Origin of the sequence: Corynebacterium sp. KPL1818, from assembly GCF_000478135.1 — a bacterium.
Lineage (GTDB): Bacteria > Actinomycetota > Actinomycetes > Mycobacteriales > Mycobacteriaceae > Corynebacterium > Corynebacterium accolens.
Genome location: NZ_KI515759.1, coordinates 78597 through 99257, shown reverse-complemented (window position 1 = coordinate 99257; position 20661 = coordinate 78597). Strand labels below are relative to the sequence as shown.

Genomic DNA, 20661 nt, shown 5'->3' with positions numbered 1-20661 from the left:
ACCGGCCTGTCTAGAGTAAGGGCATGTCTCACAACCCTGGCCACCGCGCCCGCCTCCGCACCCGTTACTTCACCCAAGCCAAAGACAACTCTCAGGCCTTCGCGTGCCTGACGAGCTACGACTGCTTGACCGCCGAAATCTTCGATGAAGCCGGGGTCGATCTCCTGCTCGTCGGCGATTCCCTGGCCAACGTGGTGCTGGGCCGCGAAACCACGCTCTCGCTCACCCTCGATGAGATGATCCCGCTGGCCCGCGCGGTGGTTGCTTCGACCTCCCGCGCCTTCGTGGTGGTGGACCTTCCCTTCGGCTCCTATGAGGACGGCCCCTCCCAGGCGCTGGAGACCGCGGTGCGCGTCATGAAGGAAACCGGCGCGCAGGCCGTGAAGCTGGAGGGCGGTGCGGAGCGCGCTCCCATTGTTGCCGCGCTTGTCGCCGCCGGCATCCCGGTCTGCGCCCACATTGGCTTTACACCCCAGCAGGTCCACGCCTTGGGCGGCTTCGTGGTCCAAGGCCGGGGTGCCGGTGCGGAGAAGCTTCACGACGACGCCCGCGCCCTCGCCGAGGCCGGCGCCTTCGCGGTGGTGCTGGAGATGGTCCCGGCAGCCCTTGCTGAGCAGGTGACCAAGGAGCTGCCCATCCCCACCATCGGCATCGGCGCCGGCGCGCAGACCGACGGTCAGATTCTGGTGTGGACCGATGCCTTCGGCCTGGGAGGTCCCAAGGCGCCGCGTTTTGTGCGCCGCTACGCGAATCTGCGCGGCGCGCTGCTGGAAGGAGCGAAGGACTATGTCGCAGATGTGGGTGAACGTTCCTTCCCCAACGCCGAGGAGTCTTTCGAGGACTAAGGTCTTAAGCCATGCAGATCCTCACAACTAAATCCGAACTCCGTGCCTTCCGCGCGGCAGCGTCCGGTTCCGTGGGTTTGGTGCCCACGATGGGCGCGCTTCACGACGGCCACGCTTCCCTCATTCGCCGCGCCCGCGAAGACAACGACACCGTGGTGTGCTCGGTCTTTGTCAATCCCCTCCAGTTCACGGACCTGGGCGACTGCGAAGACTACCGCGCCTACCCGCGCACCCTCGACGCGGATGCCGCACTGCTGGACTCGTTGGGAGTCGATGCGGTCTTCGCCCCCAGCGTGGAGGAAATGTACCCGGGTGGCACCCCGCGGGTGTGGGTGCGCACGGGTGAGATGGGCTCGGTCTTGGAAGGTGCCTCGCGCCCCGGCCACTTTGACGGCGTGGCCACCGTGGTGAGCAAGCTGTTTCACCTTGTCACACCAGACCGCGCTTATTTTGGGCAAAAGGATGCGCAGCAAGTAGCGATCATCCGCCGCCTGGTGGCGGACCTCGACCTGCCGCTGGACATCATCAGCGTGCCCATCGTGCGCGCAACGGACGGCGTGGCCGAGTCCAGCCGCAATGCGCGCCTCAGTGCCGCCGAGCGTGAGCAGGCGGTCGCCTTATCCCAGGCACTCTTCGCGCTGCAGGATGGCGCCTCACGTGAAGAAGCTGAGGCCCAGCTCGCTTCCTCCCCCGGCGTGACGGTGGATTACCTCACCGTGGTGGACCCGGCCACGCTCGAGCCCGTAGATGCACAACACCGGCCCGCCTTGGCGCTGGTAGCAGCGCATGTGGGGCCGGTGCGGCTCATCGATAACTTGGTGCTGGAGGCTTAACCTTTCAGCAGGTGGGCTACGGCCTCGCGCTCCTCACGCAGCTCCTGCACGGAGGCCTCGATGCGCTCCTTCTGGAAATCGCTGAGCTCCAGGCCTTGGACGATTTCCCACTTGCCGTCGCGGCAGATGGTGGGAAAGCCGCAGATGAGGCCCTCATCGACACCGTAGGAGCCATCCGAAGGCACGGCGGCGGTGCGCCAATCCTCGGTGCCGTGGACCCAATCGTGCATGTGGTCCACTGCCGCAGATGCCGCCGACGCTGCAGACGAGCTGCCGCGCACCTCGATGATCTCCGCGCCGCGCTTGGCCACCTTGGGGATCATCTCCTCGCGGTACCACTGCTCATCTACCTCCGCGTTGGAGAACGCGATATCCGGGAACTGGGTGGCGGAGTGGTTGCCCCAGACCGCAATCTTGGAAAAGTCCTTGGTGGCCTTGCCCGTCTTGGCCGCCAGCTGGCCCAAGGTGCGGTTATGGTCCAGGCGCATGAGCGCGTTGAACTGGGAGTTATCCAAATCCGGCGCGCTATGCGCGGCAATCAGCGCGTTAGTATTGGCGGGATTGCCCACCACCAGCACGCGAACATCGCGCGCCGCGTAGTCATTGATGGCCTTGCCCTGCTCAGTAAAGATGGCGCCGTTGGCCTCGAGCAGGTCCGCGCGCTCCATGCCCTTGCTGCGCGGGCGGGAGCCGACGAGGAATGCGGCGGAGGCATCCTCGAAGGCGACCTTGAGGTCATCAGTCACCGTAATCGAATTCACCAGCGGCAGGGCGGAATCGCGCAGCTCCATGGCCACGCCCTCGGCCTTTTCTACTACCGCGGGGATTTCCAAGAGGGCAAGGTCTACCGGGGTGTCCTTGCCAAATACGTCGCCTGCGGCAATCCGCCACAGCAGGGAGTAGGCGATATTTCCGGCGGCGCCGGTAACGGTTACTTTTACTGGCTGGGTCATGCTCATTCCTCCTCATATGTCGTGGAGTTGTAAGCGTCCCTCATGCACGCCACCCTCCACGGGATGTATCCACCCCCGAGCTTAGCGCTATACGGAGGTAGCGTGTTGTGAAATAAATCCCCCTCTTTCGGAGGGAAAACGCCGCCAAATTTCCGGATATTACCCCCGTTTACCTCCAAATTAACGCCCCCAATGGGCACATACCTCCCGCGGGGTGGGGCTAATCGGGCATGATGGAAGCGGCACAGACCCCACTGGGGAGCGCGCTTGCAGGGATGCATTCACTGCCTGTGGGCGGCTGCACGGTGGCCAACCACTGCCGCATCAAACCAGCATGAGGCCGGCCGTGCAGTTCCCGAGACACTACCCACCATCGCCACATCGGCGCCGCGAAGCAGAGATAGGACACATGCTATGAGCACTGAGCACACCGAACCGCTGCACGCTGCGGAGCAGGCGGAGGACTCCGACACTCACGCTGCGGATTCCATCAGCACCGATGCCGTGGTGGATATCGCCATTTCCCAGTTTTCCGCGTGGGGTTTTTCTGAAACCAAGCTGGATACCATCGCCGCGGAATCCGGCATGTCCAAGCGCATGATTCACTACCACTTTGGCGATAAGCAGGGCCTGTATTTAAGCGCTCTAAGCACCGCCGCCGAGCGCCTCCGCCCTGACGAAGAAGACCTGGAACTCGATTCCGCGGTCCCAGTCGAGGGCGTGCGCAAGCTGGTGGACTGGATCTTTTGGCAGTACGTCAACCACCCCGAGGCCATCCGCATGATGACCTGGGAAACCGCCCAGTCCATCGTGGGCTCTTCCACCAATCCCGTGACGGATTTTAGCGGCGTCGCCCTTCACCTCGATCGCCTGCTCATGCTGGGCCAGGACGCCGGCGCCTTCCGCCCGGGCATTTCCACCAACGATATTTTCACCATCATCGCCTCGCTCACCTCGTACCGCGTGACCAACCGGGCGATGATGGACAACCTGTTGGGCGTGGATATGTCCAGCCAGGCAAATACCGACGGCATGCACCGGCTTACCGTCGATGCCGTGCTGGCATTCCTCACCGCCAATATCCCCGATTCCGGCCACGAGTCTTATTTGGTGCCTTCTGATGCCGACGAGGGCGATGAAGCCTCCCCGCAAGATATCTACGGCGAGGCATAAAAGTAGGGGCACCGGCTGCTTGCCGGTGCCCCCTTCTCACTAAGCCGATTCCTTCGCCTCATCCTTGTAGGTGAATTCGGGCTCTGCGCCCTGGGTGACGCAGTCTGCGGTGATGTGCACGGCGGAAATATCTTCTCTGTCTGGCAGCTCAAACATCACTGGAACAAGCAGCTCTTCCAGGATCGCGCGCAGGCCGCGCGCGCCGGTTTTGCGCTCGAGGGCGAGCTCAGCGATAGCATCCAGCGCCCCGTCATCCATGTGCAGCTCGCAGTCATCCATCTCAAATAGGCGGCTGTACTGCTTGAGCAGCGAGTTCTTGGGCTCAGTGAGCACCTTGACCAGGGCCTCGCGGTCCAAGTTATCCACCGTCGCCACCACGGGCAGGCGGCCGATAAATTCTGGGATCAAGCCGAACTTCACGAGGTCTTCCGGGCGCACCTGGGAAAACAGGTCCACCTTTTCCCGCTCGTCTTCGGTGCCCAGCTTCGCGCCAAAGCCAACGCCCTTCTTGCCCACGCGATCCGCGATCACCTGGTCGAGGCCTGCAAACGCGCCGGCGACGATGAAGAGGATATTGGAGGTATCTAGCTGGATAAATTCCTGGTTGGGGTGCTTGCGCCCGCCCTGCGGCGGGATGGCGGCCACGGTTCCCTCCAGGATCTTCAGCAGCGCCTGCTGCACGCCCTCGCCGGAGACATCGCGGGTAATGGAGGGGTTTTCGGATTTGCGGGAAATCTTATCCACCTCGTCGACGTAGATGATGCCGCGCTGGGCACGCTCCACGTCAAAGTCCGCTGCCTGCAGCAACTTCAAGAGGATGTTTTCTACGTCCTCGCCCACATAACCGGCCTCCGTCAGGCTGGTGGCATCCGCGATGGCGAAAGGCACATCCAGCAGGCGCGCCAAGGTCTGCGCTAGGTAGGTCTTACCAGAACCGGTGGGCCCCAGCATCAAAATATTGGACTTGGAGATCTCTACCTCTTCGCCCTCGGCCTTCTTCCGGCGCGCATCCAACGCGGCGGATTCTTCGGCCTTAATGCGCTTGTAGTGGTTATACACCGCTACCGACAGCACGCGCTTGGCCTTGTCCTGGCCAATGACGTACTTATCCAAAAAGGAAGAAATCTGCGAAGGCTTGGGCAGGCGCACCTCCGCCTCGGAAGACTCCTCGGCCTGCTCGTGGCCGAGCTCTTCTTCAATAATCTCATTGCAGAGCTCGATGCACTCATCGCAGATGTAGACCCCGCCACCGGCGATGAGCTTTTTCACCTGCTTTTGGCTCTTTCCGCAGAAGGAACACTTCAGGAGATCAGCGCTTTCTTGCATACGTGCCATTCAGTACTTTCACACTCGCTCTTGTTTACCGCTTTTAAAGGTGGGTAGGAAGGCTCGCTCACTTCCGTCCCCGCGGTTGGTTGTTCAAAAATCTACCTTAGTAAATCAACCCGACACGGCTCCTATTCATTCCCTCCGCGTGGCGAAATTCGCAGATCTTTATCCGCCCACACCACTAAACTTGAGATTGGATCCTCTACTTCCTCCACCACCGCCGAAGGAGCCATTTCATGTTTGACCTCACCAACCGTACCGCGATTGTCACGGGCGGGGCTGCGGGCATCGGCAAGGGCATCGTTGCCTCCCTGCGCGAAGCCGGCGCCAGCGTCGTCATTGCCGATATTGATACCGATAAGGCCGAAGCCACCGCCGCGGAGCTCGGTGCGACCGCCTACCCCGTCGATGTCACCGATAGGGCCTCCATTAAAGAACTGTTTGCCAAGGTCCACGCCGCGCACGGGGCAATCGACATCGTCTGTTCCAATGCCGGGGTCTTTCCCAACTGCCCGCTGGAAGAGATGACCGATAAACAGTGGGAGACCATGTTTGACATCAATACCCACGGCACGTTCAAGGTCGTGCAAGAAGCCCTGCCGTATATGAAGGAGCGCGGCTACGGGCGCATCGTCATCACTACCTCCATTACTGGCTCGCACACCGGCTTTCCCGGCTGGGCACATTACGGCGCCTCCAAGGCGGCCCAACAGGGCTTTATCCGCTCCGCAGCCCTAGAAATCGCCCGCGATGGCATCACCATCAATGGCGTTTTGCCCGGAAATATCCTTACCGAGGGCCTCGAAGCGCAGGGCCAGGACTACCTCGATGAAATGACGCGCTCCATCCCGCTGCACCGGCTTGGCAGCCCCCGCGATATTGGCAATGCCGCGGCCTTCCTCGCCTCCACCGAGGCCGGATATATCACCGGCCAAACGCTCATTATTGATGGCGGCCAGCTCCTGCCCGAAACCCCGGAGGCCATCCTGCCGCCGCGCTAGCGCTTGCCGATGCCCAGCCCTATAACGCAGATAACCCCGCCGACACCGAGGATGGTGCCTGGCGGGGTTATCTAGTGCGGCTTTTATTGCAGCCAGCCGAATTCGAGCAAGAATGCCTCGACATCGAGCATTTCCAACTCATCTGGCGCGTGGCCGGCAACGAATGCGAAGGACTCAGCGACGTCCTTGGTCGTCGCGGGGGTCAGCCCCGCGTCAACGAGATTTTCCGCTACGCGGGCAGAAACCGGCGTCTGCGACACCGTATCCAAACCCGTACCCGTGGTGGAGTCCTTGAACATATCGCTAATGCCACCAAAGAAGGTCCGCATCGTGTTCATCTCTCTCACCTCTCAATGTTGCACTGTTGATAGGGTTGAATATACTTGGTACTTACCCACTAAGCAACCCCTAAGCCACTTAAAGTTAACCTTTTGTTAACTTTAAGTGGCTGTGAGGCGTATTACATGGTCACGGGCTCGTTCCCTCGGCCCGCGGGTGACTCTTAAAGGTCGCCGAACGGGGCGAAGCCGAAGTAATGGTTCAGGGTATCGCGCGCAATCCACGCGATTGCCACCACAATGATGGCACCTAGTACGGCATAAACGGTCCAACCCAGCACCTTCATTTGCCGGCTCGCGGGAGTATCTCCTACCACCACGCCGTTATCATCCCGAATGGGATCGCCCGTCATGGAACGCATGCCCAGGGCGAAGAGCAAGGGAATGCCGGCGCCGAAGACGAGGGCCAATCCAGCGACGCGAAGAATAGATTCGAAGATTTCTGCAGCAGTCATGTTCTAGCGCTCCTCGTTCGGAGTAGATGAGGTGGGGTTCGTGCTCCCGTCGACGGCCGCTACCGGGGTCATGCCCCCTGCGGCTGCGACGGACTCTTTCGCGCCAACGCGTGGCTCCAAGGAGGAATCCACGGACTCAGCGTTGTCATCCCAGTCATTATTGACGTTGGAGGCATCGACCGGGTTCATGCGGGAGCGGATGACGATGAGCGCGGTCATGGCCAGGAGCAGGACGAAGTCCACGATGGCACCGGTAGCTACCGTCGTGACAGAGGAAACGCCGTGCGCCAGCCACCACGATGCGAAGCCAACGAAAGCAGCACAGGGCAGTGTAATGAGCCAAGCAGCCACCATGCGCATCGCCACGCCCCAGCGAACTTCCGCGCCGCGGCGGCCCAAACCGGTACCAAGGATGGAACCGGTGGATACGTGGGTCGTAGAAAGCGCCATGCCGCCGGTGGCGGAAGTCAAGATGATGGCCGCAGACGTTGCCTCGGCTGCCATACCTTGCGGGGATTCGATCTCCACGAGCCCCTTGCCCAAGGTGCGGATAACGCGCCAGCCGCCGGACAGCGTACCGGCCGCAATGGCAATCGCACAGGCAACAATGACCCAGGTGGGAATGCGGGCATCGGCAACCGCATGGCCCGAGGCCACGAGGGCGAGGAAGATAACGCCCATGGTCTTCTGGGCGTCGCCGGCACCGTGTGCCAGCGATACCAAGCAGGCGGTCACAATCTGGCCGTGGCGGAAGTGCTCGTTCTTTTCCTTATTAGGAATGGTGTTGGTTACCCAATACACGAGGAAGGTGGCGCAGGCAGATACCAAGGCAGCGATAATCGGGGAGGCCACCGCCGGGATGATGATCTTGGCCATGATGGAGGTCCACTCCACTCCCCCAGTGCCCATGGCGGCGAAACCGGCGCCGATAAGGCCACCGAAAAGGGCATGGGAAGAGCTGGACGGCAGTCCGAGCAACCAGGTGAACAGGTTCCAGAGAATACCGCCGATAAGGCCGGTAAAGACCACCATCAGCAGAGCCTGACCATCGGAATCAGCGGCTGCACCCGACAGGTCATAAGAATCGAGGTTGACAATACCCTTGGCCACCGTTGCCGCGACATTCACGGACAGGAATGCGCCGACGAGGTTGAGCGCGGCAGAAATCGCCACCGCGGTAAATGGCTTCAGCGCGCCGGTGGCAATGGAGGTTGCCATCGCATTGGCAGTGTCGTGAAAACCATTGGTGAAGTCGAAGGCTAGGGCGGTAACCACCACAATGCCCAAGATAATCAAAGTCGCTGTCACAGCATTGGCCCCTTGTAAGCAATCAACAAATGACGAGAAAGTGCATTTGCGACGCCGTTATTCGTCGCGCACCAAGAGCAGCGTACCCCGCAATAATAAGGCGAGCCAATAGCGTTTCTAAGAAGTAAACTGCACTTTGCCTAGTGTTAACCTTCCGCGCGCGGCTTGGTACCAGTCCTATACCGAAAATCCGCGTTCTACCAGTATTTTTTCAAAATTCTAATCTATTTTCAGCCTTTAATACCGTGGTATAAAACACTAAGAGAGGTGCGCCGGCTGAACGCCAACGCACCTCTCAAAATATAGGGTGTTTACTTCCCGTTTTAACGGAAGGTAGCGAACTTCTTGACCACCCAGCGGCTCAGCACGAGCAGGACGATGCCCAGCGCGATGGAAGCGACACCCAGGGAAATGAAGAAGGTGTTTTCCGCAGCCGCATCCTCTGGGTTGTAGAAGCTAGCCAGCGAGCCGGCAAGCGCGGTACCCATGGCCACGGCCATCATCCACACGGCCATCATGCGCGATGGGAATGCCTCTGGAGCCACCTTGGTGGCCAGGGAGTTGCCCACCGGGGACAGCATGAGCTCACCCATGGTGAACAGGAAGAGGATCCAGATAATGACATACATTGGCGTGGAGTTTGCGCCCGAACCGGAGAACGGCAGGAAGAAGAAGAGCGAGACACCGATGATGATATTGGCCACGCCGAACTTCACCGGAGTGGACCACTGACGGTCACCGAGCTTCGTCCACATCGCTGCGAAGATTGCGGAGAAGATAACGATGAAGATCGGGTTAATGGACTGCACCAGTGACGGCGGGATCTCGAGGCCGAAGATGTGGCGATCCAAGCGCACATCGGCGTAAATGGTCATCACGGTAAATTGCTGCTGGAAGATACCGAAGAACAGCACACCTGAGATGAACATCGGAATAAAGCCCAAGAGGCGGTTCTTTTCTTTCCGGGTCACCAAATCAGAGGTGTACATCTGAATCCAGAAGTACACGGCGGCGATAAGGGCAACGGCGGTAACGATATTGGACAGCCACTCCACCTTGATGATTCCAGTACCCAGGCCAATGACCATGACGAGGATGACGACGACGATCGCACCAAGGCCCATCATGCGCTGCTTGGAGTCCGCCGGGTTCGGGATTTCGTGGCCGGCATCCTTAATGGTGGTCTTACGCATGATGGTGTACTGGATAAGGCCCAAGGCCATACCGACGGCAGCGATACCGAAGCCCCAGTGGAAGCCCTTCCAGCCCCACATTGCGGTGGTAAGAAGCGGACCAAAAAGGGCACCGATATTAACACCCATGTAGAAGATGGAGAAGCCGCCGTCACGGCGAGGATCGTCGCGGCTATACAGCGAGCCCAGCACCACCGACGCGGTGGTCTTCACGCCACCGGAACCAACGGCGATGAGGATCAGTCCGATGGCAAGACCCGTCACGGCGGGGATGAAAGCCAAGACGAGGTGTCCGGCCATCACCATGATCGCGGAGTAGAACAGGGTGCGCTCCGCACCGAGGATGCGGTCTGCTACCAAGGATGCCAACAGGCAGGCCATGTACACCAAGCCGCCGTACGCGCCGACGATCGATGTTGCATCGCCGCGGTCGAGGCCGAGGCCGCCATCGGTCGTGGCGTAGTACATGTACAGCAGCACGATGGACTGCATGCCGTAGAAGCTGAATCGCTCCCACATCTCCACGCCGAACAGGTTAGCCAGCCCCCACGGGTGACCGAAGAATGTGCGCTCCCCGCTCGAAGCAGCGGGTGCGGAGGTCTGCTCCTCCGCCTCTGGATCCTTATTTGTCATAGCATAATACGACCACTCAGAGGTCTAATTCACAAATCGGGCATTATACGTGAAACATCGCACTGAAAAATCTGCCTAACGACCTGCAGATATTTCTCTGAAAGATTCACCCCATTTGGGGTAGCCGCTCGCGTACTACCACTCCCCTGCTACGCCCCTCATAGGCATATATCGAGCGCACTCATATGCACATAATAAAACCCTGCGAGGGCTCCTCTCGAAGCGGCCTCGCAGGGTGTTAGCTGATGGAGTTAGCCCACCAGCACCGTATTAAGAATTGAACTTGCGGTACTCAAAGACGGTATCGATGATTCCGTATTCCACGGCGTCTTCCGCGGTGAGGATCTTATCGCGGTCGGTGTCGATGCGGATTTGCTCGGCAGTACGGCCGGTGTGCTCCGCCAGGGTATTTTCCATCAAGGTGCGCATACGCTCGATCTCTGCGGCCTGGATCTCCAAGTCCGAGACCTGGCCCTGGGTGCCCTGGGTTGCAGGCTGGTGGATCAATACGCGGGAGTTCGGCAACGCCGCGCGCTTGCCCGGAGCACCAGCGGCCAAAAGCACTGCGGCAGCGGACGCCGCCTGGCCCAGGCACACGGTCTGCACATCGGGGCGCACATAGCGCATGGTGTCATAAATTGCCATCAGGGCAGTAAAGGAGCCACCGGGCGAGTTGATATACATGGTGATGTCACGGTCCGGATCCTGGCTTTCAAGAACCAGCAGCTGGGCCATGATGTCATTGGCAGAGGTGTCATCGACCTGGGTGCCCAAGAAGATGATGCGCTCTTCAAAGAGCTTAGAGTACGGGTTGGTTTCCTTCGTCCCCTGAGCGGACTGCTCAATAAAAGAAGGCAGTACGTAACGGGAACTTGGCATCTGCGACTTATTCATAGTGATTTTCTCCTTATTCCCTAGTTGCTCAGTGGGCCGTTCACGGACTCGATAACGTGGTCAACAATGCCGTATTCCTTGGCTTGCTGCGCCGTCATCCAGCGGTCGCGGTCAGAGTCCTTGGTGATCTGCTCGAAGGTTTGGCCGGTGTGCTCTGCAATGAGCTCGGCCATCTCGCGCTTCGTCTGGGCGAATTGCTCCGCCTGGATGGCGATGTCTGCAGCGGTACCGCCCACACCAGCGGAAGGCTGGTGCATCATGATGCGAGCGTGCGGCAGCGCATAGCGCTTGCCCTTCGTACCGCCAGAGAGCAGGAACTGGCCCATGGAAGCGGCCAAGCCCATGCCGTAGGTGGAGATATCGCACGGCGAGTACTTCATCGTGTCATAAATGGCCATACCCGCGGTCACGGAGCCACCCGGGGAGTTGATGTAGAGCGAAATATCGCGCGTGGGATCCTCTGCGGAAAGCAGCAGGATCTGTGCGCACAGCTTATTGGCAATTTCATCGTCTACCTGGGTGCCCAAAAAGATAATGCGCTCGTGCAACAGGCGCTCATAGACGCTGTCACCCAAGTTCAGGCCGGAGCCTGCTGGGGTGGTCATCTGAAGCTGGTCAGATTTCTTAGACATTCGAAAAGTCTCCTTGAGGACGGTTAATCTCTAATGCCACCACACTACTTAATGTGGCGATAATTGTGGGGTCTGTTCGCTATCAGCGTTTGCACCGATCTTTGTCTGCTTTTTCGACCCGGCGATGAGAAAAGCCCAGCCAGACTTCCTCGCTGGTGCGAGGGGCCAAGCTGGGCTTTTAAGGAGAAGATTTACTCCGCGTCGGTAGCTTCGTTCTCGTCTTCTTCTACTTCACCGAAGTACTGCTCAACGTCAACGTCGTTGCCTTCTTCGTCCTTTACGGTGGTACGGCAAATGGCGGCAGCCAGTGCCTTGCCGCGGCGTACGTCAGAGAACAGGTTGGCAATCTGGCCGTTGGACTGCAGCTGCTGGATGAACTGGTTCGGGTCCATGCCGTAGGACTGCGCGGTGAACAGGATGTGGTCCGAGAGCTCCTGCTGGGAAACTTCCGGCTCTTCCTTTTCTGCCACGGCATCCAAGAAGATCTGCGTGCGCACGGACTCTTCGGCCTGCTCGCGGGTCTGCTGATCAAACTCTTCGCGGGAGGTGCCCTGAGCCTCGAGCAACTGTGCCAGCGCCTTCTCATCGTGTGCCAGCTGACCCAGGATCTGGTGCAGCTGGGCGTGAGCCTGCTCGTCGACGACGGACTGGGGCAGTTCAAAGTCGACATCGGCAAGCGCAGCCTTCAGAACCTCATCGCGGATCTGGCCGGCCTGCTCAGCCTTCTTGGACTCCTCGACCTCGGTCTTGGTGGCTTCGCGCAGCTCCTCGATGGTGTCGTACTCGGAGGCCATCTGGGCAAACTCATCATCCATGTCCGGCAGCTTGCGCTCCTTGGTCTGCTGCACGTGGACCTTAAAGGTAGCCTCTTCGTCCTTGTGCTCGCCAGACTGGATGGTGGAGGTGAACTCGTTATCCTCGCCGGTCTTCATGCCGCGCAGTGCGGTGTCCAGACCCTTGATGAGGTTGTCATCACCAATGGAGTAAGACAGGCCCTCGGTGGAAGCCTCCTCGATCTTCTCGCCGTCCACCTCTGCGGTGATGTCAATGATGGCGTAGTCACCGGTCTTCATCTTGCGCTTGGTGTCCTTCAGTTCACCGAAGCGTTCTGCAAGATCCTCGAGGGCCTTGTCCACGTCTTCTTCGCCGGCCTTGATGGCTGGGACGGTGACGGAGATTTCGGAGAAGTTCGGAACCTCGAACTCAGGGCGAACGTCAACTTCGGCGGTGAACTCGACGAAGTCCTTGTCCTCGATCTTGGAAATGTCTACGTCCGGCTGGCCGATGACCTTCAGGTCCTCGGACTGAACGGCCTGCTCGTAGCGGGAAGGCAGCATGTCATTGACTACCTGCTCCAGAATCGGGCCGCGGCCGAAGCGAGCGTCGATCAGCTGGCGCGGGGCCTTGCCCTTACGGAAACCTGGAATAGAAACCTGCTGCGCGATTGCCGCGTAAGCTTGATCGATTTCCTGGTCTAGCTCCGCAAACGGAACGTTGACGGTGAGCTTAACGCGGGTATCGCTCAGCTTGTCTACGGTGGTCTTCACGAGTGGATCTCCCTGGCTTCATTGTTTTTCTACGTACATAAAAATTAAAGGGGGTCTGAAAAACCTTATTAGGGCATTTTCAGACCCCCATACGTCGGGGCGACAGGATTTGAACCTGCGACCCCCTGCTCCCAAAGCAGGTGCGCTACCAAACTGCGCCACGCCCCGTATGTAGGCCACCAAGTTGCCTTGGCTGCGTTGCATACCTGAGACAGTTTAGCGTGTTGGATTTAAATCTCCTAAATCAACCCCCTGTTAAGGGCGTAGACGCAGGTTAGCGGCATAATTTCCGGCCGCTTGACTTAGAAATCAAAATCAAACATGCCGTCAAAGAATCCGCCGCCATCACCATCAGATAATCCGTCGAAGAAGCCGCCACCGTCACCGGCGTCTCCCCCTCCGGCATCGCCGCCCACATCGCCGGCGTCCCCGGCGTCTCCGGCATCTCCGCCGCCGTCGGCTCCGTCCATTCCTTCGCCACCCTCGGCGCCGCCCCAGTCGCCGTTTTCTGCGGCGGCTGCGGAATAGCCCACGCCGGACATGCCGGCAAACATGGCGTTAAACATCATGGAATAACCCATCATCCACACGCCCGTTTGCAGGGCATCTGCCCACCACGGGCGGGAGTACCAACCGGCCGGAACGGGGCGGCCGGCTACGGTTCCGCCTGGGTAATAGTTCGGGGTTTCCTCAGAGGCGTATGGGGACGCAGTCAGCTGCTCGCCATTCGCATCCACCGTGCGCTTCTCGGTGACCTTGCCCGCGGCGCGCTGGCCTTCCAGCGGCGGCAATTCCGGCCCCGGATTCATATCCATAATCTCGCGGGCAGCATTGACGTAATGCATGCCCTCAAGCGCCGATTCGCGGGCCAAGTTGGCCTGCTTGACCGTAGTGGCCCGCGAAATAGCGGAGTTGGCCGCGGTAAAGCGCTCCGATGCGTCTGCCATCGCCTGCTGCGAGGCGGTATCCGTACCGGAAATCTGCATAACCTGGCCGCCCAGGCGCTCAATCCACCGACGCGCATCCGCCTGGGCATCCGCTAACTGCTGCGCCTCTCGCTCCTCCCGGCTCTTTTTTGAGCTGCGCGAGGATAGGTACCACGCGCCGCCACCGAGTACGACTACAAGAAGTAGGAGTTCCACAACAATCATCGCTTTCTTTACTGGAATTGGTCCTACCTATTTTAACGGCCTACCCACTGCGCGTGTTCCCTATTTTCGTTTTGGGGCGCTCATGCGCTAAAGTAGCCGACAGCGTTCAAGGTAACGCTGCGGGAATGTCGTATAGTGGCTAATACCTCAGCCTTCCAAGCTGAAGACGCGGGTTCGATTCCCGTCATTCCCTCCATGTTTGTACTGCAATAATTGACTATCATAGCTGGTTATTGGCAGTAAGTGGAACCATTGGTAGAACCATCTTGGTTGGCATGTTTAAACCCTCACGGATTGTATAGTCTGTGGGGGTTTGAATAGTTTTAGCTTTGGTTAGAGTTTCTTCCAGAGTGCGGCCACGGCGGGCGCCCCGCATCCGGCTTGTGTGGTGCGGGGTTGGGCTGTTTTTGGGAAATATTCTTAAAATGTTCGTTCTTCCAGTTTTCCAATAACGCATTAATGTGTTATACTAGTAAATGTAAGGCTTCAAGGCACTTACAAAACTGAAGAGGTGATGGAGATCGCGGCGCTAATTATTTCACTGTGTAGCCTAGCTATTCAGATAAAACAGCACCGCAACGACCACCCGCCAAAATCGGGTAGGCATCGCAAATAGCCTCTAGGGGCGCTGGATACTAGCACTATCCAGCCCCCTAGGGGTACACCTCCCAATATACCGAAAGGACACATTACAGTGACATTGAAACAAGCCTCCGCCGTCTCAGGCATCGTAGTCGCCGCCGCGTACTCGATAATTGCCGATTCGCCCATCTGGCTTATTGTCATAGCCTTAGCGGCACTATCCGGCTACAACCTAGCTACAGCCACTACCCAAGGGAGGAAAAACCGTGCAGCCTAAAATCATCGATGTTGATACCGGCGATGAATTGTGGACTGGCTCGGATTGCGCCGCCCATATCGGCGTGAGCTACGCGACCTGGCGCAATTACTCAGCTAATCACCGCACCCCTGAGCATGTGGCCACGATTTTGGGCCGCACGCGACTGTGGCTTGCTGAGGATATTAAGCGCTGGCATGCGGCCCGGCCGGGGTCACCGGCGCAGCTCCGCCGTTAGGCTTCGCCGGTTTCTTAGCTTAAACGAGGCCCCTGCTTGCCGATGCCCCTTCCACCCCACTGCCCATCTCCCGCCAAGCGCGGCTATAAATACATCACATTGGGGCGGTGGCCAGAAAAGCGTAATCTGGTGTCCATGACCGTACCTAATATTACTTTGAACGATGGCAATACAATCCCCCAGCTGGGCTTTGGCGTCTTCCAGATGGACCCGGAAAAGACCGAGGAATACGTAGCCGAAGCGCTGCGCGTGGGCTACCGCCACATCGATACCGCAGCCATCTACGGCAATGAAGAAGGCGTGGGCAAGGCCATCGCCAACTCCGGCATCCCGCGCGAGGAGCTTTTCATTACCACCAAGCTGTGGAATGACCGCCACACCGATGCCGCTGCGGCGCTAGATGAATCCCTACAGAAGCTGGGCCTTGACTACGTAGACCTGTACCTCATCCACTGGCCTACCCCGGCCAAGGGCACGTACGTGGAGGCTTGGAAGCAACTCATTGAGCTGCGCAAAGAGGGCAAGGCGAAGTCCATTGGCGTATCCAACTTTGAGCCGGAGCACTTAGATCAGCTTGAGGCACACACGGACGTCGTCCCCGCAATTAACCAGGTGGAGCTGCACCCTTACCTCCAGCGCTGGCGCGAACTGGACGCTGGCCGCGCCCACGGCATCTCCATCGAGGCATGGGGCCCGCTGGGCCAGGGCAAGAGCGATATCTTGGAGGCACCAGAGGTTACTGAAGCCGCCGAGGCGCACGGTGTTTCTCCAGCCCAGGCCATTATTCGCTGGCACCTGCAAAATGGGGTCATCCTCTTCCCTAAGTCTTCGACGCCATCGCGCATTGCAGAAAACTTCGATGTCTTCGGCTTCGAGCTCACGGATGCGGAAATGGCTGCCATTACCTCTTTGGAGGAAGGCGAAGACGGCCGCGGTGGGCATCACCCCAATGACATGAACGACGCCTAATGCGTTTGGTGTAACCACCACATAGAAACGCCGCGTGGCCCAAAGGCCCGCGGCGTTCATTTATGTCTATTCAAGGAACCTGGCGGTTTTAGCGCGGGTCCTTAGGCAGCTCGGGTGGGATATTGGTGCGCTCGTATTCTGCGAGGATATCGATGCGACGCTGGTGGCGCTCGGCGCGGGACCATTCTTGATCCAAGAAGGCATCCACGATTTCTAGGGCCTCTTCTTGCGAGTGCATGCGCCCGCCGATGCCGATGAGCTGCGCATTATTGTGCTCGCGGGCCAGGCGCGCGGTTTCTGGCGACCATGCCAGCGCGCAACGTGCGCCCTTGACCTTATTGGCGGCAATCTGCTCGCCATTTCCGGATCCGCCCAGCACGATTCCCAGGGAACCTGGATCGTTGACGGTGCACAGGGCCGCTTCAATGCAGAATGCGGGGTAGTCATCCTCGGCGTCATAGGTATGAGCGCCGCAGTCGATAACATCATGGCCTTGTTTGGTGAGGTGTTCAGAAATCAGGTTTTTAGTCTCAAAACCTGCGTGGTCAGCTCCAAGATATACGCGCATAACCCCTACAGTACCGGCACCGCCGCCTTCTAGGCACCACTTTGCACATCCTATTTCGCTCATAGCCCAGCACTGTTAAGCTAAAGCGCAGACTACGTGCTGCAACGAAAGGCGATAAAAATGAGCCCTCGCGTCCTTGCACTCTACGGCAGCATCCTTGCTATCGCGGTGCTATTATTTGCGGCGAATATTTTCTTAACCAATAAGAACTACCTCGTGCCGCTTATTCATACCGTACTGTTCACTGTCGCCCACCTCGTTCTTGGGCTGTGGTGGCTGAATCAGCGGGTTCTAAAGAAAAATCGCCTCGGCGGTTTGGCCGCGGTGATTGGACTCTTATCCCTGCTCACCGCGGCCTCATGGGCTACGTGGGTGGCCGCCGCTTGGTCAGAATTCCAGGCTCAAACGGCTCTGCCCATCATCAATATCGCCGGGGTGCCAGCATTTTTACTCACGCCGGTAATCGCTGGCTGCTGCCTGGCCGCCGCGGTATGCCGCACGCACGACCAGCAGCGCTCATAACTAGTCCTCTTCTACCTGCGGCATCTCCGTGCGGGAGCGCTTGAGCTCGAAGAAGTAAGGGAACTGGGCTAGGCGCACGGAGGCATCGAAAAGCTCGCCGGCTTCCTCACCCTTGGGAACGCGGGTAATAACCGGGCCAAAGAAGGCGGTATCGCCCAGCTTAATAACCGGGGTGCCTACCTCATCGCCCACGGAAGAAATGCCGTTGTGGTGGTACTCGCGCAGCTTCTCGTCGTACTCCTCGGTGTGGGCCACCTCCGCAAAGTCTGCGGGGAGGCCAACCTGCTCTAATGCCTGGGCGATGATCTCGTCATAGCCGCCATCGCCCTTCTTGCCGCCGTTGCCCTTGGCGTGGATCAAGGTGCCCATGGCGGTATAAAGCTCATCTACCTTCTCTGGCTGCTCGGTCTTGACCTTGGCGAATACGCGGGCAGGGCCCCAGTTGGCCTCCATCATTTCCATGTATTCGGGATCAAGATCGCGGCCATCATTAAGCACCGACAGGGACATCGGCTCGAACTCCACCGTAATATCGCGGACCTTTTCTACCTCTTTGATCCAGCGGGACGTTGCCCATGCGAACGGGCAGGAAGCGTCGAACCAAAACTTAACTGGGGTAGTCATTATTCCTCCTTGAAATAAGTGCAGTTTGCCCCACCACTGTAAACGCGCTGCTAACCTTGATGCATCACTATTTTCGTTAGCAAAGGAGAATCTAGGCAATGACCTCTGTAAACCTCACGTGGGAGGAAGCAAAAAATCGCTCCCAGATGCTCAACGTTGACCATTACGATGTCACTTTAGACCTTAAGCATTCCGATACCCACTTCCTGTCCACCACTACGGTGCGTTTTAGCACCCAGGAGGCCGGTTCTACCTTCATCGATCTGCGCGCGGACAAGCTGCACGAGGTACGCCTGAACGGAAACCCGCTGCCCACGCAGTCCTATGACCCCACCTACGGCATTCCACTCTCCGGGCTGCAGGTAGCGGACTACACGCTCGAGGTCACCGCTGAGATCCCCTTCTCCCGCACCGGCGAGGGCCTGCACCGCTTCGTGGACCCTGCCGATAACGAGGTCTACCTCTACACCCAGTTTGAAACCGCCGATGCCAAGCGCGTGTTTGCCTGCTTCGACCAGCCGGATCTGAAGGCCACCTACTCCCTGCACTTTAAGGCCCCAGAGGAGTGGACCATTATCACCAATGGCCCGGTCACCCGCGAGGGCGATACCTCCCATTCTAAGATCGACTACCCGCTGTCGACCTACCTGGTCGCCCTGTGCGCAGGCCCCTACCACGAGGTCACCGATACCTGGCGCGGCGAGCTGACCGAGCACCCCGAGGGCAAGCCGGCGCAACAGCTCGAGGTCCCGCTCGGTATCTATTGCCGCGCCTCGCTGGCAGATTCCCTCGATGCCGAGCGCCTTTTTACTGAGACCAAGCAGGGCTTCGACTTCTACCACCGCAACTTCGGCTTCCCCTACCCCTTTGGCAAGTACGACCAGATTTTCGTCCCCGAGTTCAACGCCGGTGCGATGGAAAACGCCGGTTGCGTAACCCTCCGCGATGAATACGTCTTTACCTCGCAGGCCACGCACTACAAGTACGAGCGCCGCGCCGATACCGTCCTGCACGAGCTTGCCCACATGTGGTTCGGTGACCTCGTGACCATGCAGTGGTGGAATGACTTGTGGCTCAACGAGTCCTTTGCCACCTGGTCCGCAGCAATCTCGCAGGCGGAAGAAACCGAATACGATACCGCCTGGGTCACCTTCGCCAACGTGGAAAAGTCCTGGGCCTACCAGCAGGATCAGCTACCTACCACCCACCCCATTTCCACCGATGCCAGCGATATCGAAACCGTGGAGCAAAACTTCGACGGTATTACCTACGCCAAGGGCGCCTCGGTGCTCAAGCAGCTGCAGGCCTACGTTGGCCGCGAGAACTTCCTCGCTGGCGTGCGCCGCCACTTCGCCGCCCACGCGTGGGGCAATGCCACCTTCGATGATCTTCTCCGCCACCTCGAAGAGGCATCCGGGCGCGATCTCTCCTTCTGGGCGCAGCAATGGCTGAAGACCACCGGCATCAACACCCTGGCGGTTGCCACGGCGGCCGACGATGACGGCACCATCACCCAGGCGCACCTTACCCAACGCGGCGATACCCTGCGCACCCACCGCGTGGCGGTCGGCCTTTACAGTACGCAGGACGGCAAGGTCGTGCGCACCGAGCGCCTTGAGATGGACGTGGAGGGCAAATCCACCGAGATCCTAGAGCTGGTCGGCCGCGACCTCAATGACATCGACTTCATCCTGCCCAACGATGACGATCTGACCTACTGCCTCATCGATTTGGACGCAGGTTCCCTGCAATTCCTGCTGGATAATATCGAGAAATTCGACGACCCCATGGCGCGCACCCTCTGCTGGTCCACCGCCTGGGAGATGACCCGCGCCGGCACCATGCGCGCCCGCGACTTCATCCGCTTGGTGGCCCGCGGCATGAAGGCGGAGACCGAGCTAGCCGTCCTCGAGCGCATCGTCTCGCAGGCTTCTACCGCGCTGAAGAACTACGCCGATCCGGCGTGGGCGAAAGACAGCACGGTTTTGGCGCAGGCGCTTGTCGATGGCGCCCGGAGCACCGATGCGCAGCGTTCCATCATCTGCACGCAGGCCCTGTCTCGGATTCGGCTGCACGAGCCGGCCCGGGACTACCTGCACGATCTCCTCGCGGATTCTGATGATGCCGGACTGCGCTGGTCCGCCGTCGCAGCGCTTGCTGCCGCGGGCGCGCTTGCCGATGCCGAGGCCGCCATCGCCGCCCAGCTCAAGCGCGATAATTCCGCTACCGGCTACTACTCTTCCCTGCGCGCCCGCGCCGCGATTGCTACTGCGGACAATAAGCGCGCGGTATGGGAAGAAATCGTCGCCGGGGATCTCACCAACCGCGAGCTCACCTCCAAGCTGGAGGGCTTAAATTACCCGCACTCCGATGATCTCTTGCCCACCGCGGAATTCTTCGAGGTGGCCGAAAAGATCTGGGATTCCCAGTCCTCCGAGGTGGGCCTGACCACCGTCACCGGGCTATTCCCGTCCTGGGATATCACCCAAGACGGCCTCGATCGCGCCGATGCCTTCCTGCAGAAGGATCTGGCAGGCGGCCTGCGCCGCGCGATCACCGAGCAGCGCGACCGCGTAGCCCGCGCCCTGCGCAACCGAGAGGTCGACGCCAACTAAGT

Annotated in this window: 21 protein-coding genes and 2 tRNA genes; 10 read left to right on the top strand and 13 right to left on the bottom strand. The window is 59.3% G+C overall.

Going from position 1 to position 20661, the window contains the following annotated elements:
• The first annotated feature begins 23 nt into the window (after nucleotides 1–23).
• Both panB and panC read left to right on the top strand, forming a co-directional pair.
• Entirely contained in the window at nucleotides 24–845 is an 822-nt protein-coding gene (gene panB, locus HMPREF1261_RS06310) for a 3-methyl-2-oxobutanoate hydroxymethyltransferase (protein WP_005277923.1), read from the top strand.
• A gap of 11 nt (nucleotides 846–856) precedes the next feature.
• On the top strand, nucleotides 857–1678 hold the full coding sequence (gene panC, locus HMPREF1261_RS06305) for a pantoate--beta-alanine ligase (protein WP_005284412.1): 822 nt from the start codon (nucleotides 857–859) through the stop codon (nucleotides 1676–1678).
• On the opposite strand, the gene HMPREF1261_RS06300 is transcribed toward panC, so the two are convergent.
• Complete coding sequence (locus HMPREF1261_RS06300; protein ID WP_034658138.1) at nucleotides 1675–2637, bottom strand: malate dehydrogenase; 963 nt, start codon at nucleotides 2635–2637, stop codon at nucleotides 1675–1677. The two genes, panC and HMPREF1261_RS06300, sit on opposite strands and share 4 nt — an antisense overlap.
• Nucleotides 2638–3045: 408 nt before the next feature.
• Between HMPREF1261_RS06300 and HMPREF1261_RS06295 the strand changes: the two genes are divergently transcribed.
• Complete coding sequence (locus HMPREF1261_RS06295) at nucleotides 3046–3804, top strand: TetR/AcrR family transcriptional regulator (protein ID WP_023030339.1); 759 nt, start codon at nucleotides 3046–3048, stop codon at nucleotides 3802–3804.
• A 39-nt stretch (nucleotides 3805–3843) separates the two neighbouring features.
• On the opposite strand, the gene clpX is transcribed toward HMPREF1261_RS06295, so the two are convergent.
• Nucleotides 3844–5139, bottom strand: a complete 1296-nt coding sequence (gene clpX, locus HMPREF1261_RS06290) for an ATP-dependent Clp protease ATP-binding subunit ClpX (protein WP_023029150.1) — start codon at nucleotides 5137–5139, stop codon at nucleotides 3844–3846.
• Nucleotides 5140–5369: 230 nt separating this feature from the next.
• Between clpX and fabG the strand changes: the two genes are divergently transcribed.
• A complete protein-coding gene (gene fabG / locus HMPREF1261_RS06285) occupies nucleotides 5370–6134 on the top strand; it encodes a 3-oxoacyl-ACP reductase FabG (protein ID WP_023029151.1) in 765 nt (254 codons plus the stop codon).
• Nucleotides 6135–6217: 83 nt separating this feature from the next.
• On the opposite strand, the gene HMPREF1261_RS06280 is transcribed toward fabG, so the two are convergent.
• The 9 genes from HMPREF1261_RS06280 to HMPREF1261_RS06240 form a co-directional block, all read right to left on the bottom strand.
• Nucleotides 6218–6472, bottom strand: coding sequence for a hypothetical protein (locus HMPREF1261_RS06280; protein ID WP_005277906.1), 255 nt, complete (start codon nucleotides 6470–6472; stop codon nucleotides 6218–6220).
• A gap of 164 nt (nucleotides 6473–6636) precedes the next feature.
• Entirely contained in the window at nucleotides 6637–6927 is a 291-nt protein-coding gene (locus HMPREF1261_RS06275; RefSeq protein ID WP_005277904.1) for a hypothetical protein, read from the bottom strand.
• Nucleotides 6928–6930: 3 nt separating this feature from the next.
• Nucleotides 6931–8235 carry an inorganic phosphate transporter gene (locus HMPREF1261_RS06270; RefSeq protein ID WP_005277901.1) on the bottom strand — a complete coding sequence of 435 codons (1305 nt, stop codon included), beginning with the start codon at nucleotides 8233–8235 and terminating at the stop codon, nucleotides 6931–6933.
• Between the two features lie 323 nt (nucleotides 8236–8558).
• Complete coding sequence (locus HMPREF1261_RS06265) at nucleotides 8559–10061, bottom strand: peptide MFS transporter (protein WP_005277899.1); 1503 nt, start codon at nucleotides 10059–10061, stop codon at nucleotides 8559–8561.
• Between the two features lie 270 nt (nucleotides 10062–10331).
• Nucleotides 10332–10955 carry an ATP-dependent Clp protease proteolytic subunit gene (locus HMPREF1261_RS06260; RefSeq protein ID WP_023030338.1) on the bottom strand — a complete coding sequence of 208 codons (624 nt, stop codon included), beginning with the start codon at nucleotides 10953–10955 and terminating at the stop codon, nucleotides 10332–10334.
• Nucleotides 10956–10975: 20 nt separating this feature from the next.
• Entirely contained in the window at nucleotides 10976–11587 is a 612-nt protein-coding gene (locus tag HMPREF1261_RS06255) for an ATP-dependent Clp protease proteolytic subunit (protein ID WP_005277891.1), read from the bottom strand.
• A 191-nt stretch (nucleotides 11588–11778) separates the two neighbouring features.
• Nucleotides 11779–13134, bottom strand: a complete 1356-nt coding sequence (gene tig / locus HMPREF1261_RS06250) for a trigger factor (RefSeq protein ID WP_023030337.1) — start codon at nucleotides 13132–13134, stop codon at nucleotides 11779–11781.
• 94 nt (nucleotides 13135–13228) lie between these two features.
• Nucleotides 13229–13302: transfer RNA gene (locus HMPREF1261_RS06245), tRNA-Pro, on the bottom strand.
• 134 nt (nucleotides 13303–13436) lie between these two features.
• Nucleotides 13437–14285 carry a hypothetical protein gene (locus tag HMPREF1261_RS06240; protein ID WP_023030336.1) on the bottom strand — a complete coding sequence of 283 codons (849 nt, stop codon included), beginning with the start codon at nucleotides 14283–14285 and terminating at the stop codon, nucleotides 13437–13439.
• 121 nt (nucleotides 14286–14406) lie between these two features.
• On the opposite strand from HMPREF1261_RS06240, the gene HMPREF1261_RS06235 reads away from it, so the two are divergent.
• The 4 genes from HMPREF1261_RS06235 to HMPREF1261_RS06225 all read left to right on the top strand — a co-directional run bounded on the left by HMPREF1261_RS06235 (nucleotide 14407) and on the right by HMPREF1261_RS06225 (nucleotide 16330).
• Nucleotides 14407–14481, top strand: a tRNA-Gly gene (locus tag HMPREF1261_RS06235).
• 498 nt (nucleotides 14482–14979) lie between these two features.
• Nucleotides 14980–15144 (top strand): hypothetical protein, encoded by a 165-nt coding sequence (locus HMPREF1261_RS13025; protein ID WP_023030335.1) that lies wholly within the window; start codon nucleotides 14980–14982, stop codon nucleotides 15142–15144.
• A complete protein-coding gene (locus HMPREF1261_RS06230; protein ID WP_023030334.1) occupies nucleotides 15134–15361 on the top strand; it encodes a hypothetical protein in 228 nt (75 codons plus the stop codon). The genes HMPREF1261_RS13025 and HMPREF1261_RS06230 overlap by 11 nt, the downstream gene beginning before the upstream one ends.
• Before the next feature lie 135 nt (nucleotides 15362–15496).
• On the top strand, nucleotides 15497–16330 hold the full coding sequence (locus HMPREF1261_RS06225) for an aldo/keto reductase (RefSeq protein ID WP_198012718.1): 834 nt from the start codon (nucleotides 15497–15499) through the stop codon (nucleotides 16328–16330).
• 88 nt (nucleotides 16331–16418) lie between these two features.
• Here the strand turns inward: HMPREF1261_RS06225 and HMPREF1261_RS06220 are convergent, their stop codons facing one another.
• Nucleotides 16419–16898, bottom strand: coding sequence for a ribose-5-phosphate isomerase (locus HMPREF1261_RS06220; protein WP_005277878.1), 480 nt, complete (start codon nucleotides 16896–16898; stop codon nucleotides 16419–16421).
• 120 nt (nucleotides 16899–17018) lie between these two features.
• On the opposite strand from HMPREF1261_RS06220, the gene HMPREF1261_RS06215 reads away from it, so the two are divergent.
• Nucleotides 17019–17420 (top strand): hypothetical protein, encoded by a 402-nt coding sequence (locus HMPREF1261_RS06215; protein ID WP_023030332.1) that lies wholly within the window; start codon nucleotides 17019–17021, stop codon nucleotides 17418–17420.
• Here the strand turns inward: HMPREF1261_RS06215 and HMPREF1261_RS06210 are convergent, their stop codons facing one another.
• Nucleotides 17421–18044 carry a hypothetical protein gene (locus tag HMPREF1261_RS06210; RefSeq protein WP_023030331.1) on the bottom strand — a complete coding sequence of 208 codons (624 nt, stop codon included), beginning with the start codon at nucleotides 18042–18044 and terminating at the stop codon, nucleotides 17421–17423. It lies immediately after the preceding gene.
• 98 nt (nucleotides 18045–18142) lie between these two features.
• Between HMPREF1261_RS06210 and pepN the strand changes: the two genes are divergently transcribed.
• Entirely contained in the window at nucleotides 18143–20659 is a 2517-nt protein-coding gene (gene pepN / locus HMPREF1261_RS06205; protein ID WP_023030330.1) for an aminopeptidase N, read from the top strand.
• Nucleotides 20660–20661 lie beyond the last annotated feature (2 nt).

What these genes read in the sequence shown, in the direction of transcription:
- panB (WP_005277923.1), top strand. Translation starts at nt 24, where the DNA reads ATGTCTCACAACCCTGGCCACCGCGCCCGCCTCCGCACCCGTTACTTC.
- panC (WP_005284412.1), top strand. Translation starts at nt 857, where the DNA reads ATGCAGATCCTCACAACTAAATCCGAACTCCGTGCCTTCCGCGCGGCA.
- HMPREF1261_RS06300 (WP_034658138.1), bottom strand. Translation starts at nt 2,637, where the DNA reads ATGAGCATGACCCAGCCAGTAAAAGTAACCGTTACCGGCGCCGCCGGA.
- HMPREF1261_RS06295 (WP_023030339.1), top strand. Translation starts at nt 3,046, where the DNA reads ATGAGCACTGAGCACACCGAACCGCTGCACGCTGCGGAGCAGGCGGAG.
- clpX (WP_023029150.1), bottom strand. Translation starts at nt 5,139, where the DNA reads ATGGCACGTATGCAAGAAAGCGCTGATCTCCTGAAGTGTTCCTTCTGC.
- fabG (WP_023029151.1), top strand. Translation starts at nt 5,370, where the DNA reads ATGTTTGACCTCACCAACCGTACCGCGATTGTCACGGGCGGGGCTGCG.
- HMPREF1261_RS06280 (WP_005277906.1), bottom strand. Translation starts at nt 6,472, where the DNA reads ATGAACACGATGCGGACCTTCTTTGGTGGCATTAGCGATATGTTCAAG.
- HMPREF1261_RS06275 (WP_005277904.1), bottom strand. Translation starts at nt 6,927, where the DNA reads ATGACTGCTGCAGAAATCTTCGAATCTATTCTTCGCGTCGCTGGATTG.
- HMPREF1261_RS06265 (WP_005277899.1), bottom strand. Translation starts at nt 10,061, where the DNA reads ATGACAAATAAGGATCCAGAGGCGGAGGAGCAGACCTCCGCACCCGCT.
- HMPREF1261_RS06260 (WP_023030338.1), bottom strand. Translation starts at nt 10,955, where the DNA reads ATGAATAAGTCGCAGATGCCAAGTTCCCGTTACGTACTGCCTTCTTTT.
- HMPREF1261_RS06255 (WP_005277891.1), bottom strand. Translation starts at nt 11,587, where the DNA reads ATGTCTAAGAAATCTGACCAGCTTCAGATGACCACCCCAGCAGGCTCC.
- HMPREF1261_RS06240 (WP_023030336.1), bottom strand. Translation starts at nt 14,285, where the DNA reads ATGATTGTTGTGGAACTCCTACTTCTTGTAGTCGTACTCGGTGGCGGC.
- HMPREF1261_RS06225 (WP_198012718.1), top strand. Translation starts at nt 15,497, where the DNA reads ATGACCGTACCTAATATTACTTTGAACGATGGCAATACAATCCCCCAG.
- HMPREF1261_RS06220 (WP_005277878.1), bottom strand. Translation starts at nt 16,898, where the DNA reads ATGCGCGTATATCTTGGAGCTGACCACGCAGGTTTTGAGACTAAAAAC.
- HMPREF1261_RS06215 (WP_023030332.1), top strand. Translation starts at nt 17,019, where the DNA reads ATGAGCCCTCGCGTCCTTGCACTCTACGGCAGCATCCTTGCTATCGCG.
- HMPREF1261_RS06210 (WP_023030331.1), bottom strand. Translation starts at nt 18,044, where the DNA reads ATGACTACCCCAGTTAAGTTTTGGTTCGACGCTTCCTGCCCGTTCGCA.
- pepN (WP_023030330.1), top strand. Translation starts at nt 18,143, where the DNA reads ATGACCTCTGTAAACCTCACGTGGGAGGAAGCAAAAAATCGCTCCCAG.